Source organism: Streptomyces viridosporus (assembly GCF_002078235.1).
GTDB classification, from domain to species: Bacteria; Actinomycetota; Actinomycetes; order Streptomycetales; family Streptomycetaceae; genus Streptomyces; species Streptomyces viridosporus.
Genome location: NZ_MSGP01000577.1, coordinates 1 through 14,151, shown reverse-complemented (window position 1 = coordinate 14,151; position 14,151 = coordinate 1). Strand labels below are relative to the sequence as shown.

13 protein-coding genes are annotated in these 14,151 nt (G+C 72.9%); 4 read left to right on the top strand and 9 right to left on the bottom strand.

All coding sequences use genetic code 11. The annotated features are described in order from the left end of the window. Nucleotides 1–1,361, bottom strand: a 1,361-nt coding sequence (locus B7L92_RS33005; RefSeq protein WP_143626418.1) for an ABC transporter family substrate-binding protein, incomplete at its 3' end; no start/stop codon positions are given. 289 nt (nucleotides 1,362–1,650) lie between these two features. On the opposite strand from B7L92_RS33005, the gene B7L92_RS33000 reads away from it, so the two are divergent. The 4 genes from B7L92_RS33000 to B7L92_RS32985 are packed head-to-tail and all read left to right on the top strand — an operon-like array spanning nucleotide 1,651 to nucleotide 5,544. Continuing rightward, on the top strand, nucleotides 1,651–1,944 hold the full coding sequence (locus B7L92_RS33000; protein WP_081240954.1) for an Rv0250c family protein: 294 nt from the start codon (nucleotides 1,651–1,653) through the stop codon (nucleotides 1,942–1,944). Nucleotides 1,945–1,970: 26 nt separating this feature from the next. Then, nucleotides 1,971–2,807 carry a succinate dehydrogenase subunit SdhC gene (gene sdhC / locus B7L92_RS32995; RefSeq protein ID WP_081240953.1) on the top strand — a complete coding sequence of 279 codons (837 nt, stop codon included), beginning with the start codon at nucleotides 1,971–1,973 and terminating at the stop codon, nucleotides 2,805–2,807. 29 nt (nucleotides 2,808–2,836) lie between these two features. Continuing rightward, nucleotides 2,837–4,771 carry a fumarate reductase/succinate dehydrogenase flavoprotein subunit gene (locus B7L92_RS32990; protein ID WP_081240952.1) on the top strand — a complete coding sequence of 645 codons (1,935 nt, stop codon included), beginning with the start codon at nucleotides 2,837–2,839 and terminating at the stop codon, nucleotides 4,769–4,771. After that, nucleotides 4,768–5,544: a succinate dehydrogenase/fumarate reductase iron-sulfur subunit gene (locus B7L92_RS32985; protein ID WP_081240951.1), complete on the top strand. Its 777-nt coding sequence runs from the start codon at nucleotides 4,768–4,770 to the stop codon at nucleotides 5,542–5,544. Before B7L92_RS32990 ends, B7L92_RS32985 begins: the two co-directional genes overlap by 4 nt. 12 nt (nucleotides 5,545–5,556) lie before the next feature. Here the strand turns inward: B7L92_RS32985 and B7L92_RS32980 are convergent, their stop codons facing one another. From B7L92_RS32980 to B7L92_RS32945, 8 genes are all read right to left on the bottom strand, one after another. Continuing rightward, nucleotides 5,557–6,774, bottom strand: a complete 1,218-nt coding sequence (locus B7L92_RS32980) for a glycoside hydrolase family 18 protein (protein ID WP_081240950.1) — start codon at nucleotides 6,772–6,774, stop codon at nucleotides 5,557–5,559. Between the two features lie 91 nt (nucleotides 6,775–6,865). Continuing rightward, nucleotides 6,866–7,444, bottom strand: coding sequence for a GNAT family N-acetyltransferase (locus B7L92_RS32975; RefSeq protein WP_081240949.1), 579 nt, complete (start codon nucleotides 7,442–7,444; stop codon nucleotides 6,866–6,868). Nucleotides 7,445–7,474: 30 nt separating this feature from the next. Further along, nucleotides 7,475–10,144, bottom strand: coding sequence for a SpoIIE family protein phosphatase (locus B7L92_RS32970; protein ID WP_081240948.1), 2,670 nt, complete (start codon nucleotides 10,142–10,144; stop codon nucleotides 7,475–7,477). Between the two features lie 265 nt (nucleotides 10,145–10,409). Further along, the gene (locus B7L92_RS32965; RefSeq protein WP_107501681.1) at nucleotides 10,410–10,871 is read right to left on the bottom strand and encodes an ATP-binding protein; all 462 of its coding nucleotides are present in this window, start codon (nucleotides 10,869–10,871) and stop codon (nucleotides 10,410–10,412) included. 121 nt (nucleotides 10,872–10,992) lie between these two features. After that, nucleotides 10,993–11,409 carry a (deoxy)nucleoside triphosphate pyrophosphohydrolase gene (locus tag B7L92_RS32960; protein WP_081240946.1) on the bottom strand — a complete coding sequence of 139 codons (417 nt, stop codon included), beginning with the start codon at nucleotides 11,407–11,409 and terminating at the stop codon, nucleotides 10,993–10,995. Nucleotides 11,410–11,490: 81 nt separating this feature from the next. Next, nucleotides 11,491–11,679 (bottom strand): SPOR domain-containing protein, encoded by a 189-nt coding sequence (locus B7L92_RS32955; protein ID WP_081240945.1) that lies wholly within the window; start codon nucleotides 11,677–11,679, stop codon nucleotides 11,491–11,493. 377 nt (nucleotides 11,680–12,056) lie between these two features. Next, on the bottom strand, nucleotides 12,057–12,809 hold the full coding sequence (locus B7L92_RS32950) for a GntR family transcriptional regulator (RefSeq protein ID WP_004983821.1): 753 nt from the start codon (nucleotides 12,807–12,809) through the stop codon (nucleotides 12,057–12,059). Between the two features lie 145 nt (nucleotides 12,810–12,954). Then, nucleotides 12,955–13,974, bottom strand: coding sequence for a DUF4190 domain-containing protein (locus tag B7L92_RS32945; RefSeq protein WP_081240944.1), 1,020 nt, complete (start codon nucleotides 13,972–13,974; stop codon nucleotides 12,955–12,957). Nucleotides 13,975–14,151 lie beyond the last annotated feature (177 nt).

Genomic DNA, 14,151 nt, shown 5'->3' with positions numbered 1-14,151 from the left:
TCCCCCTCCTTCGCCTTCTCCCCCTCCTTCGCCTTCTCCTTCTCTTCCTTCTTCTCCTCGACCGGCCCGCCCGGCACCCACCCGGCGTCCGCCAGCAGCGCCTGCGCCTCCTTGGTGTCCTGGCGGCCCAGGGCGCCGCTGTTGTCGGCGTAGGCGGCCTGGCCGGACAGCGCCAGGTGGCTGCCGACGGGCTCGGCGGGCAGACCGAGCGGCTTCAGCACCGCCTCGGCCAGCTCCTTCCGGTCCAGGGCGCGGGCCACGGCACGGCGGACCCGCTCGTCGGCGAGGGGGCCGTCGGCGCCGTTGAGGGCGAGCTGGGTGTAGGCCGGCTCCAGTGACTTGCGCACCTCGAAGCCGCTGAGGGCCTTCTGCCGGCGTACCTGGTCCGCGGCCTTCTCGCTCCGCTTCCCGCGGGCGGAGACCTCCTCGTCGGCGGCGGACCGGTCCGCGCCGGGGCCCATGAGGGGGGTGCCCGTGCTCTGCGGCCCGGCGGCGGTGATGTGGCGGGCGGCGGCCGGGTCGATCTCGGCCAGGTCGAGGGTGCCGGCGGCGAGCGCGGAGACCCGCTCGTCACGGGGCACCGCCCGCAGCACGATCTCCGAGAGCCGGGCGGGACTGCCCCACCAGCGCGCGTTGCGGGTGAGGGTGACCTCGTCCTCCTTGCTGTCGACCTTCTTCACCGTGAAGGGGCCGGCGGTCACCTTCAGCTTCTTGCGGGCCCCGTCGTTGAAGGAGTCCGGGGTGCCCATGACCTCCTTCGGGTACAGCGGCGTGAACAGCGACCGCCAGTCGGCGTAGGGGCGACTGAAAGTGACCTTGACCTCCAGGTTCCCCTTGCCCCGCTCGACCTTCTCGATGCGGTCGTAGCCCGCGTTGCGGGCGGTCCAGTAGGCGGTGTCCTTCCCCGACAGGGCCCGCCACTGGGCGGCGAAGTCGGCGGCGCCGATCTCGCGGCCGTCGCTCCAGACGGCCTGCTGGTTGATCCGGTAGAGGACGACCTGCTTGGGCTCGGTCTTCACGACCTCGGCGGACTCCAGGTAGTCGGGGTTGCGCACCGCCCGCCCCCGCTCGTCCATCCGGAACATCGACGGCAGGACGGCCTGCGCGACCCGGGTGGTGGTGGCGTCGGCGTCCGACTGGAAGGTGTTCAGGGTGTCCGGGACGGCGTCCACGGCCCAGCGCAGGGTGCCCCCGTCCGCGATCTTCGCCCGATCGGCGGACTCGATGTCCGGTCCGGCCAGGGGCTTGCCCGCCGGGTCCTCGGAGCCGCATCCGGCCAGCGCGGGCACCGCGAGCACGCCCGCCGTGAGGAAGGCGACCGAGCGCATCACCGCGCGCGAGCCGATGCCGTCGTGGGACATCTCTGGTTACCTCCGGAAGCCGCGGGCGTTACGATCCCTTTTGGTGGTATTTGGAGTTCATCTGATGTATGCGGCCACTGAAGAGGAAAGGGTTCCGCAAAGAGGGGCGACACGGCGGCCACGGGCGGGAAGCCCACCCGTGCGGCGCAAAGCACCGGACGGTGCACCCCCCACGCCTCGGCCAATCGATGCACATCCCTTCACAGCGCAAGGTGTGACGCGCAACACTCGCAGGCGCATGAACGTTGCCGCCTTGGGCCTGAAGGACCCGTGGAAGTGAGGGCAAGTCATGTCCGTGCACGACGAACTGACGACGGTCCAGCGCTGTCTCGACGATCTGATCCGGTCGGTGGGGCGCCTGGAGAAGCAGCTCGGCAGCGGTGGCCTGGAGATGCGCCGCGTCCGCGCCGACGCCAATCACCTGCGCGAGAGCGTCGCGCTGCTGCGGGAGACGGCCGCCTCGTCGGCCACCGCGCCGAAGCGGCCCGACCTCGTCTCCATCCCCGACACCCCGTACGACCCCTCGCTGTGGGTGGACACGGACGACGAAGGGCTCGGTGCCCGCGACCGTCGCGCCCCCTGACCCCCGACCCCGACCGGAGTGGACCCGTGGCCACAGGTACGGAACCCCCCGCCACCGAGCCCCGTCGCCGGAGCGGCGGCGTCACAGCGGGCACGCGCGCCGCGATCGACGCCCCGCACCTGCGGACCGACCGCTGGTGGCTGGCCCCGGCCGCCACCGCGGCCGGTCTGCTCGCCTTCGTCGTCTACTCGACCTGGCGGGCCCTGTCGAACGCCGACTACTACGCGGCACCGTACGTCTCGCCGTTCTACTCGCCCTGCCTGGCGGAGAACTGCGTGCCGATGCGCGCCGGGCCGAACTGGGAGCTGTTCGGAAGCTGGTGGGTCCTCTCACCGGCGGTCATCATCCTGATCTTCCCGCTCGGCTTCCGTCTGACCTGCTACTACTACCGCAAGGCCTACTACCGGGGCTTCTGGGCGTCCCCGCCGGCCTGCGCGGTGGCCGAGCCGCACCGGAAGTACACCGGGGAGACCCGCTTCCCGCTGATCCTGCAGAACGTCCACCGGTACTTCTTCTACGCGGCGATCGTGGTCGCCGGGATCCTGACGTACGACACCGTGCTCGCCTTCCGCGACGAGCACTACGACTGGGGCCACATGGGTCTGGGCACCCTGGTGTTCCTGGTCAACATCGTGCTGATCTGGGCGTACACGATCTCCTGCCACTCCTGCCGGCACATCGTCGGCGGGAAGCTCAAGCACTTCTCCCGGCATCCGGTGCGCTACCGGATGTGGCAGTGGGTGGGCCGGCTGAACGCCCGGCACATGCAGCTCGCCTGGGCGTCGCTGCTGAGCGTGGCGCTCGTCGACCTCTACGTGTACCTCGTCGCGACCGGCGCCTTCGACGATCCGCGCTTCTTCTGACGATCTTTCGATGACTGGGGCCTTGTGAGATGACCGTGGTCGACCGGCAGGAATGGGACGTCGTCGTGGTCGGTGCGGGCGGCGCCGGACTGCGCGCCGCCATCGAGGCGCGCGAGCGGGGCGCCCGTACGGCCGTGATCTGCAAGTCGCTGTTCGGCAAGGCGCACACGGTGATGGCCGAGGGCGGCATCGCGGCGGCGATGGGCAACGTCAACGCCGGGGACGACTGGCGGGTCCACTTCCGCGACACCCTGCGCGGCGGGAAGTTCCTCAACCAGTGGCGGATGGCCGAGCTGCACGCCCAGGAGGCGCCGCAGCGGGTGTGGGAGCTGGAGACCTGGGGCGCCCTGTTCGACCGGACGAAGGACGGCCGGATCTCGCAGCGCAACTTCGGCGGCCACGAGTACCCGCGCCTCGCGCACGTCGGCGACCGCACGGGGCTCGAGCTCATCCGCACGCTCCAGCAGAAGATCGTCGCGCTCCAGCAGGAGGACTTCCGCGAGACCGGCGACTACGAGGCGCGGCTGAAGGTCTTCCAGGAGTGCACGGTCACGCGCGTCCTCAAGGAGGGCGACCGGGTGGCCGGCGTGTTCGGGTACGAGCGCGAGACCGGCCGTTTCTTCGTGCTCGAGGCACCGGCGGTGGTGCTCGCGACCGGCGGCATCGGCAAGTCGTTCAAGGTGACGTCGAACTCGTGGGAGTACACCGGCGACGGCCACGCGCTGGCGCTGCTGGCCGGGGCCCCGCTGCTGAACATGGAGTTCGTGCAGTTCCATCCGACGGGGATGGTCTGGCCGCCGTCGGTGAAGGGGATCCTGGTCACCGAGTCGGTGCGCGGCGACGGCGGGGTGCTGCGCAACTCCGAGGGCAAGCGGTTCATGTTCGACTACGTCCCGGACGTCTTCAAGGACAAGTACGCCGAGTCCGAGGAGGAGGGCGACCGCTGGTACGACGACCCGGACCACAACCGCCGTCCGCCCGAGCTGCTCCCCCGCGACGAGGTGGCCCGCGCGATCAACGCCGAGGTGAAGGCGGGCCGCGGCTCCCCGCACGGCGGGGTCTTCCTGGACGTGTCCACGCGGATGCCGGCCGAGGTGATCAGGCGGCGGCTGCCGTCGATGTACCACCAGTTCAAGGAGCTGGCGGACGTCGACATCACCGCGGAGCCGATGGAGGTCGGGCCGACCTGCCACTACGTGATGGGCGGCATCGCCGTCGACTCCGACTCGGCGGCGGCGCGCGGGGTGCCGGGGCTGTTCGCGGCCGGCGAGGTGGCCGGCGGCATGCACGGCTCCAACCGGCTCGGCGGGAACTCCCTGTCCGACCTGCTGGTGTTCGGGCGCCGGGCGGGCCTGTACGCGGCCGAGTACGCGGCCGGCCGGACGGCCGCGCGGCCCCGGGCGGACGACGCCCAGGTCGACGCCGCCGCCGCGGAGGCGCTGCGGCCGTTCTCCGCGGAGAGCGAGGCACCGGCCGAGGGGCCGCCGGAGAACCCGTACGCCCTGCACCAGGAACTCCAGCAGGCGATGAACGACCTGGTCGGCATCATCCGGCGCGAGCCCGAGATGAAGCAGGCGCTGGAGAAGCTGGCCGAGCTGCGCCTGCGGGCGCGCCGGGCCGGGGTCGAGGGGCACCGGCAGTTCAACCCGGGCTGGCACCTCGCCCTCGACCTCAGGAACATGCTGCTGGTCAGCGAGTGCGTGGCGCGGTCCGCGCTGGAGCGCACCGAGTCGCGCGGCGGGCACACCCGCGAGGACCACTCGGTGATGGACCGCGCGTGGCGCAACGTCAACCTGCTGTGCGAGCTGACCGACCCCACGGGCGGCCTCGCGGCCACCGATCCGGTGCGCGGCCAGATCACCCTCACCCGCGAGAGAACCGAACCCATCCGCCCCGACCTGCTCGCCCTCTTCGAGAAGGAGGAGCTGGTCAAGTACCTCACCGAAGAGGAGCTGGACGCGTGAGCAGCTACGAGGCCCGCTTCAAGGTGTGGCGCGGGGACGTCGGGGGAGGCGGCCTGGAGGACTTCGCGGTCGAGGTGAACGACGGCGAGGTGGTCCTCGACATCATCCACCGCCTCCAGGCCACCCAGGTCCCCGACCTCGCCGTGCGCTGGAACTGCAAGGCCGGCAAGTGCGGTTCGTGCTCGGCGGAGATCAACGGCCGTCCCCGGCTGCTGTGCATGACCCGCATGTCGGTCTTCGACCGGGACGAGACGATCACCGTGACCCCGCTGCGGGCCTTCCCGGTGATCCGCGACCTGGTGACCGACGTCGGCTTCAACTACGCCAAGGCCCGCCAGGTCCCGGCCTTCGTGCCGCCGGAAGGGCTCGGTCCGGGCGAGTACCGGATGATGCAGGAGGACGTGGACCGCTCGCAGGAGTTCCGCAAGTGCATCGAGTGCTTCCTGTGCCAGGACACCTGCCACGTGGTCCGCGACCACGAGGAGAACAAGCAGGCGTTCGCCGGACCGCGGTTCCTGATGCGGGTGGCGGAGCTGGACATGCATCCGCTGGACGCGGCCGAGGAGAACGGCCTGGACCGGGGGCGCACGGCCCAGGACGAGCACGGCCTCGGCTACTGCAACATCACCAAGTGCTGCACGGAGGTCTGCCCCGAGGGGATCAGGATCACGGACAACGCGCTGATCCCGCTGAAGGAGCGGGCGGTCGACCGCAAGTACGACCCGCTGGTGTGGCTGGGCTCGAAGATCCGCAGGCGCTCCTCGGCGGGCTGAGCGCCGGCCGGGTCACGGCTCGTCCACCCAGCCGTCCCGGTACGCCCTCCAGTCCGCCTCAGTCGCCGCGAAGTCGACGTACAGGGCCACGCCGAAGGCGGCGCGGTCGGCGTCGGTGCGGGACAGGCCGAGGCGGACCCCGCGGACGGCGGCGGGGACGGTCTCGGCGTGGGCCCAGTGGCCGAACCGGTTCTCCTTGAAGAAGGGCAGGCCCATCAGCAGGTCGGTGGAGGGCGGGGTGACCTCCAGGGCGAGGGCGGTCTGCTGGGCGACGTAGCCGCCGTAGGTGCCCTCCAGCGGCTGCATGGTGTCGTACGACATCACGGCGATCTGGTCGACGCGGCGGGCGACCTGCCCGAAGAACTCCTGGGACCACCACTTGGGGTGGCCGGTGAGGGCGCCCCAGAAGGAGTGGAAGCCCGGGAGCGGGTCGATCTGGTGGGCGGCGACGGACAGGGGGACGTCGCGGGACTCCGTCTCCTCGTGCAGGGCGTCGAGGAGCTTCAGGTAGTTCCCGTCGCCGGAGTGCAGGGGCTCGAGGTCGAAGTGGACGCCGTCGTAGCCGGTGTCCAGGACCTCGCGGGTGGAGCGGAGGATCGCGGCGCGGGACTCGGCCCGTTCCAGGTGCAGGGCCTCGGGGTGCTCGGGGGCGAGGATGTCGCCGAGCCAGGCCTGGACGCGGACGCCGGGCAGCTCCCGGTGCACGGCGTCGATCAGCCACCGGGCGCGCGGGTAGGCCGACTTCGGCAGGGTGCCGTCGTGCTCCAGCGGTCCGGAGTGCACGTAGAGGTCCTTGATGCCGGTGCCCTTCAGCCGGCGGGCGAGCGCGTCGACGTCGGCGTCCTCCTTCCGCCCGTCGACCCAGGCGTGACCGAGCCAGAGGGCGTCGCGGCCGCGGGTGTACGTGCCGTCCGCCGGATCGCCCCCGTAGTTGACGCGCAGGGCGGTCTCGGCGGCGAGGAGGGGGAGGAGGACGGCGAGGACGAGACCGAGAGCGACCCGTCCGGTCCGGCGGACCCAGGGTCTGCGGCGTTTTCCGTCGGGCGCGTCGGGGGCTTCGGGTGCGTCGGGTCCGTCAGTGGGTTCGGGTGCGTCGGGAGCTTCGGGTCCGTCAGTGGGTTCGGGTGCGTCGGGCGCTTCGGGGGTCTCGGGCGGGTCGCCGTCGGGCGGGTCCTGCGGGGCCGCCCCGTCCGCCGCGGTCACCGGTTCCTGCGGCTCCGTGCGTTCCATCCCGGATCCCCTCCCACCCGTCGGCTCCTGCCGGCGACCTCGTGGTCGATGTTGCCGGGGAGGACGAGGGGAACAGGTGTTCCGGTTGCGGTCATCCGGCCGGGGCCGTCCGCCGGATGTGCCGGTGGCCGTCCAGGGGGAAGGCCGGCGGGGCAGCGGGGAGCAGACCGGCGAGCGCGAACCCGCACTTCTCGGCGACGCGGCAGGAGGCGGTGTTGTCGACCTGGTGCAGCAGCTCCAGGCGGACCAGCCCTTCGTGGGCGAAGGTGGCGAAGGCCCAGCCGGCCAGGGCCTCCAGCGCGCGCGGGGCCACTGACCGGCCCCGCGCGTGGGCCGCGGTCCAGTAGCCCACCTCGGCCGAAGCGGGGTCCGTGGCAGGGCGCTTGAGGACGACGTGGCCCGACGGCCGGGCGTCGGCCCCGGGGGCTCGCGTCTCCTCCACGGCGAAGGCGAGGCGGTCACCGGTCTCCCAGCCGCGCCGCTGCTCGGCCACCCACCGTGCCGCGCTCGCCTCGTCGTGCACGGGCGCGGCGGCCCAGCGGCGCAGGGCCTCGTCCCGGTACAGCTCGGCCAGGGCGGGCGCGTCCCCGGGGGCCCAGGGGCGCAGGGTGAGGGGGCCCGCCGTCAGGCGTATCGGGCGTATCGGAGGGACTCGGGTGCCGGCGCTCATGGGCCGAGCGTACGCGGTGCCGACGGGCCGTCAGAACAGGCTCAGCAGCGCCTCCGCCGGGTCGGTGAGGACGGTGTCGGTGCCGGGGAGGGGGAGTTCGAACCAGACGGTCTTGCCGCGGGGGGTGCGGCGGGAGCCCCAGGCCGCGCTGAGCAGGCCGACGAGCTGGAGGCCGCGGCCTCCCTCGTCGGTGTCGCGGGCCCGGCGGCGGCGCGGCTGGACCAGACCGGCGTCCCAGACCTCGCACACCAGGGTGCGGTCGAGCAGGAGGCGGAGTCTGATCTCGCCCTCGCCGTAGCGCAGGGCGTTGGTGACCAGCTCGCTGACCAGCAGCTCCGTGGTGTCGACGAGGGGTTCCAGGTCCCAGCCGAGCAGCTGGGCGCGGGCGTGCTCGCGGGCCCGGCCCACGCTGCGGGGCTCGCGCGGCAGGGTCCAGTCACCGACGGACTCGGCGGGCAGTCCCTGGACGCGGGCCATCAGCAGGGCGATGTCGTCCTCGCCGTGGTGGGTGTCGAGGGTGTTGAGGACGTGGTCGCAGACGTCCTCCAGGTTCGGGTGGGTGTCGGCGCGCGGCGCCGTCGCCGAGGGAGGGTGGCCGGACGCCATGGGGGAAGGGCCCGTGAGGGCGCCCACGAAGGCCTGGAGGCCCTCGTCGAGGGGGTGGTCGCGGCTTTCGACCAGTCCATCCGTGTAGAGCGCGAGCAGGGCGCCTTCGGGCAGTTCGACCTCGACCTCCTCGAAGGGTTCGCCGCCGACGCCGAGCGGCATGCCGGGCGGGACGTCCAGCATCAGCGCGGGCTCGCCGGGTTCGACCAGGACGGGCGGCAGGTGGCCCGCGTTGGCGAAGGTGCAGCGCCTGGTCACCGAGTCGTAGACGGCGTAGACGCAGGTCGCCAGGTAGACCTCGGAGAGGTCGGCCTCGCGGGGGCGGCGGGCCGCCCGGGTGGCCTGCCGGACCCCGCCGGGGGCGCCCAGGCCCCGGGCGATCTCGTCCAACTGGGAGAGGACCTCGGCGGGTTCCAGGTCGAGCTGGGCCAGGGTCCGTACCGCGGTGCGCAGTTCGCCCATGGCCACCGCGGCGCGCAGGCCCCGGCCCATGACGTCGCCGACGACCAGTGCGGTGCGGTGGCCGGGCAGTTCGATGACGTCGAACCAGTCGCCGCCGACCTCGCTGGGCCGGCCGGTGGCCGCGTTGCCGGGCAGGTAGCGGCAGGCGATGTCCAGACCGGAGGCCTCCGGGTCGCCGGGCGGGAGCAGGGACCGCTGCAGTATCAGCGCGCGTTCGTGCTCGCGCCGGTACAGGCGGGCGTTGTCGATGCAGACGGCGGCGCGTGCGGCCAGCTCCACCGCGAGGTCGCGGTCGCGGTCGCCGAACGGCTCGCTGCCCTTGGTCCGGGCGAACTGCGCGAGCCCCACCACCGTGTCGTGGGCGACCATCGGCACGGCGAGCGTGGACTGCACCAGCCCGCCCTCCTCGCCGGGGACGGTCTGCGGGCGGGCGGTGCGCAGGGCGGCCGCGCAGGGCGAGTTGAACGCGTAGTGGTGGACGGCGCCCAGCTTCACCCGCTCTCCGGTGCCGTCGAAGGGCGCTTCGGACACCGCGCTGGCGAAGGCGACGCGGCGCACCTCCGCGCTGCCGTCGGCCAGCCCCGGCGGGGTCTCGTCGCCGGCCAGCAGGCCCTGGTAGAGGTCGACGGTGGCCAGGTCGCAGAAGCCGGGGACGACGACGTCGAGGAGTTCGCGGGCGGTGGTCTCCAGGTCGAGGGAGTTGCCGATCCGGGCACCGGCCTCGTTGAGCAGGGCGAGATTGCGCCGTGCGGCGGCGGCCTCGCGGGCGGCGGCACGACGGGCGGTGATGTCGGTTCCCAGCCAGGCGACGCCGATGGACCGGCCGCTGCCGCTGTGCACGCGGTAGAGGTTGACGGACCAGTGGCGGCGCTCCTCGGAGCCCGGCACGAAGCCCGTGACGTGCATGTCCGTGATGGAGTCGCCGGTCTCCAGCACCCGGCGCAGGGTCGCGGCGACCCGCTCGGCCTCACCGCGCGGCAGGTAGTCGTGGACGCCCTTGCCGCGGTGGTCGTCCACGGAGCCGCCGAAGATGGACGCGAACCGCTGGTTGGCGCGGCGTACCCGCAGGTCGGGGTCGATCAGCAGGAAGCCGAACGGGGATTGGCCGAATATGGCCTGTGAGGCGGCGAGGTCGGTCTCGATGCGGCGCAGGGTGCGGACGTCGACGACGATGCAGACGGCGGCCTTCTCCCCCTCCTCGGTCCGCGTCGGCATGACGTAGACCTCGGCCAGGCCCTCCCGGTCGCGCTCGTCCCGCACCACCGTGTCCGGCAGCCGGAAGGGCACCACTCCGGTCCACTCCCGGCCGTCGAGGATCTCGGCCATCTTGCGCTGGCCCTGCTCACGCCGGTCGGGGTCGACGAAGGCGGCGATGGGGTCCATGCCGACGGCGCGGGCGGCGGGGATGCCGAAGAGCTGCTCGGCGCGCAGGCTCCACTGGTCGACCAGCCCGTCGGGGCCGATGGAGAAGGAGGCGACCTTGATGTAGTCGTACATGGAGCCGGGCGGACTGCTCTGCCACATCGCGCCGGCGGACGGGGCATCGCCGGAGAAGAGGCCGTCCGCGGCCTCCGTCCTCGGGCCGCCCGACGAGTCCTCGGACTCCGTGGCCTTCGCTGGTATCTCGCTCACGCGAACCGTCCCCTCCAGCTCACCGCGTCCGGCACCGGTCACCGGAGACGGCTGCCCGCAGTATCCAGCACTACGGCGCCGCGCGACACGGTGTTCACGATCACAGCACGATCCCGATGGTTTTCGGTCCCCTCTGTGAGAACACTCCCAGTCTTCTAACCAGCGGACACGTGGTCGAACCCCCTCTTCGGCAACCTCCACCGGCCGGTACCGGCCGGTGGACGGAAGCCAGGGGGGCGCACGACCGTGAGCGGTGGCGCCGCGCTCACCGCGGCACCGCGAGTTCGAACCACACGGTCTTGCCCGTGTCACCGGGCCGGGCGCCCCAGCTGCGGGAGGCGGAGTCCAGGAGCTGCAGTCCGCGGCCGCCCTCGTCGTCGGGCCGGGCGACGCGCCCGTGGGGGAAGTCGGGGAGGGGGTCGGAGACCTCCACCCGGAGGACGTCACCGGGGTTCGCGGGACGCACCAGACGGACGCCTATGGGACCGGTGGCGTACCGCAGGGCGTTGGTGACCAGCTCGCTGACCAGCAGGGTCGTGAGGTCACCGAGGGCGTCGAGACCCCAGTCGCGCAGTCGGTCGCGGACGGCCGCGCGGGCAGCGCGCACGGCCCCCGGGTGCGCGGGGAACGTCCACTCGGCGCACTCGCCTTCGGTGTCGATCACGCGGATCACTCCCCCGCCCGATGAGCCCACCCATGCCCGGTTTCGTGGGGTTAATCGGCACATACCCGATATCCCGGACCGCGTACCGTGCACGGCGGCGCATTGTGGCACGACCGGCGCGGGACACAGGTGCGGGGCCGCGGGGCGGACACGGCGCGTGCGACGCGTGCGACGCGCACGCCGTCTACGGCCGCCGTGCGGTGAGACCGAGGTGGGTGAGGGTGTCCCGGACGGCGGGCACGTCGTGCTCGAGCCAGTCGACGTCCCAGATCCGGGCGGGGGCGAGCCAGCGCAGTGCGTCGTGGTCCTCGAGGGGCCGGGGAGCGGCGGAGCCGGGACGCAGACGGGCGGTCCACACCTGCAGCACGTACGGCGCCCGCAACGGCCACTCCCCCGGGACGCGCTCACCGGCCTCGGCGTCGACGCCGAGCTCCTCGCGCAACTCGCGCACGACCGCCGCACCCGGGCTCTCCCCCGGTTCGACCTTGCCCCCGGGCAGCTCCCAGCGCCCGGCCAGCTCGGCGGGGGCGCTCCGGCGGGCGGCGAGGAGCCGCCCCTCGTGCCACAGGGCCGCGCCGACCACCACGATCCGCTCGCTCATGGGCCGGAGCCTACGGGAGGCCGGCCGGGGTGCCCGGACCGGCGGCCGGCGCCGGCCGGTCGGCCGGTCGGCCGGTCGGTGTCAGCCGGCGGATGTTCCGTTCTGGCCGATCCGCTCGACCCAGTAGAGCTGTTTGTGTCCGCGGTCGTCGAGGCTGTCCGCGATCTTCTGCGCCTCGGCGCGGGTCGCGTACCGGCCCACGCGGTACCGGTTGCCGTTGTCGTCCTCCCGCACGACGAGCCAGGGAAGAGTGACCGTGCTGTCGTTCATCTCGCCCCTCCGCTACCCGTCCGCGCCCCGCCCGGTAAGGAAACCGCACTCCGCATATGCCCGAGCCTACGCCTTACCTTCACGCAGCGAATACGCCTTTTCACAAAGAGGCATGCAACCGGCCAGGACGCGGAGGGCGCACGGGGCGCGGACGCGCCGTGCGCGGTGGCCGACGGGTCCGGTCGGCGGCACGCCCTCTCGGACGCGCCACCCCCGGGCGGCCTGCGAGAACGGCCGGATCGCCACGGCGGCGGAGCAGCCGGGTCCCGGGCGGTGCGCCGGAGCGAAGCGGTGCCGGAGCACGGGAGGGTGTGCGACGGCTCACTTGACGGAGCGCCCGGTCCTGTCACCGGGCGAGCGCCCCCGGGCGGACGGCGCTACTTCACCGGAAGGTGGTAGGCGGCCCGGTAGCGGTCGGCCGGGATGACCACGTCGGCCGTCTCCACCGGGCGCCCCGAGGCGAAGTACGTGCGCTGGATGACGAGGACGACGTGCCCGGGGACGCCGCCCAGCAGGGCCAGTTCCTCGGCGAGTCCGGGGCGGGCGCCGACCTCCTCGGTGACGTTGTCCACGATCACGTCGATGGCGCGCATGCGCTCGACGACCCCCATGCCGCCGAGCGGCCCCTCCTCGGGCAGCATCACGGGCGTCCGGCCGGTCAGGGCCAGCGGCTCCCAGGAGGTGGAGAGCATCACCGGCTCGCCGGCCTCGCGGAAGAGGTACTTGGTGCGCATCACGCGGTCGCCCGGCTCGATGCCGAGCCGCTCGGCGACGGCGGCGCGGGCCTCGGTCTGCTCGCTGCTGGACTCCCAGGTGCCGTGGACGCCCGCGTCGGCCTGCTCCTGGCGGAAGGGCGTGGCCCCCCGCTCCGGGCGGAAGCCGGAGCGGGCGACCCGCCGGGGCACCGGCCGCTCGCGCACGTACGTCCCCGAGCCGGAGCGGCCCTCGACGAGGCCCTCCGCCATGAGCACCTTGCGCGCCTCCAGCGCGACCGTGTCCGAGACCCCGTACTCCTCGCGGATCCGCGCCTGCGAGGGGAGGCGGGTGTGCGGGGGCAGCCGACCGTCGACGATCTTCCTGCGCAGATCACTCGCGACGCGCAGATACGCCGGCTGCTCACCGAATGTCACTGGCCGCTCCCATCAGGTTGTACAGACAGCAACAGCGTGGCAACCGTGGGTTCGCCCGGGCAAGCAAAGGCCAGAGAATCACTCGAAGTGATGTATGCCCCGCGCAAGGGCTTTACCAGGCACTTTCTCCCCGTTATAACGGCCGTCACACCTCCATGCCGCCACTCCCGGTGTCGCGCTCGACCTCCTCCTCGTCGTACTCGGGCGGCGAGGTGGCCAGGCCCAGGGCCTTGCGCGCGGTGACCGACCTGCGGGGGTCGATGAGTTCCCAGCCCTTGTCGGAGTGGTCGTGGTACGCGTCCACGTCACCGGCCTCCGCGGCCTTCGCCCACTGCGCCCCGGCCTTCTCCAGCTCGCCGGCCAGGTCCGTCACCGGCCGCCGCGCGCCGGCGGGCCACGCGTGCCCGCGCAGCATCCCGGTCTGCTCGGCGAGCGCCTCGGAGATCCGGCCCGCCCATTCCTTGTGGCCGGACAGGTCGTCCTCGGCGGACTCGGCCTCGGGCGCCTCGTCCAGGGCCGCGTCGAGGACGCGGGCCGCCTCGAGGTAGGCCACCTGGTGCGGGTCGAGCGTGGTCTCGTCCCGGCGTAGCGATCCGGTGAGGGCGGTCCGTGCGTCCCGGTGGCCGAACACACAGGTGATCTCGCGGTCGCCGTACCGCCAGCTCTCCCGGGAGGGGACGAGGTGGTACACGTCCACGTGGCCGGGCAGCGCCCAGCCGTCCATGGTGTAGACGTCCTGGAGGTCGTAGCACCGCTCGTCGGCGGTGTCGGCGAGCCGGTCGTCGCCGGGGTACGCGCCGTCGTCCAGGGTGACCAGGGCGAACACCTCGCCGTCGTGCTCCTCCTCGCAGGGCACCGGGTAGGCCTCGTAGGCCAGGCCCTCCAGGCCGTCGGGCGCGTCGAAGCAGTCCCCCTTCTCCAGCACGAGGACCGTGTTGCCGCGCGCCCCCTCCTTGAAGCCCTCCCAGAACTCGGCCGCGGCGCCCGTGGCGAGCGAGAGCACCCACAGCGCCAGACCGAGGGACGACAGCACCGACCCGGCGATCGCCATGCCCCGGCCGCGTTCCCCCCGGCGCCGGATCTGCCGCAGCGCGACCAGCCCCAGCACGAGCCCGACGGCCGGCAGGAAGCACAGCACACCGAAGACGAGGGCCGCGATGGCCACCCCGTTGACGGCGGCCGGGGGGAACGCGGCCGGGGCATGGCGATCGCCGGGTCGGTGCTGTCGTCCCTCGGTCTGGCGCTGTGGGTGCTCTCGCTCGCCACGGGCGCGGCGGCCGAGTTCTGGGAGGGCTTCAAGGAGGGGGCGGGCGGCAACACGGTCCTCGTGCTGGAGAAGGGG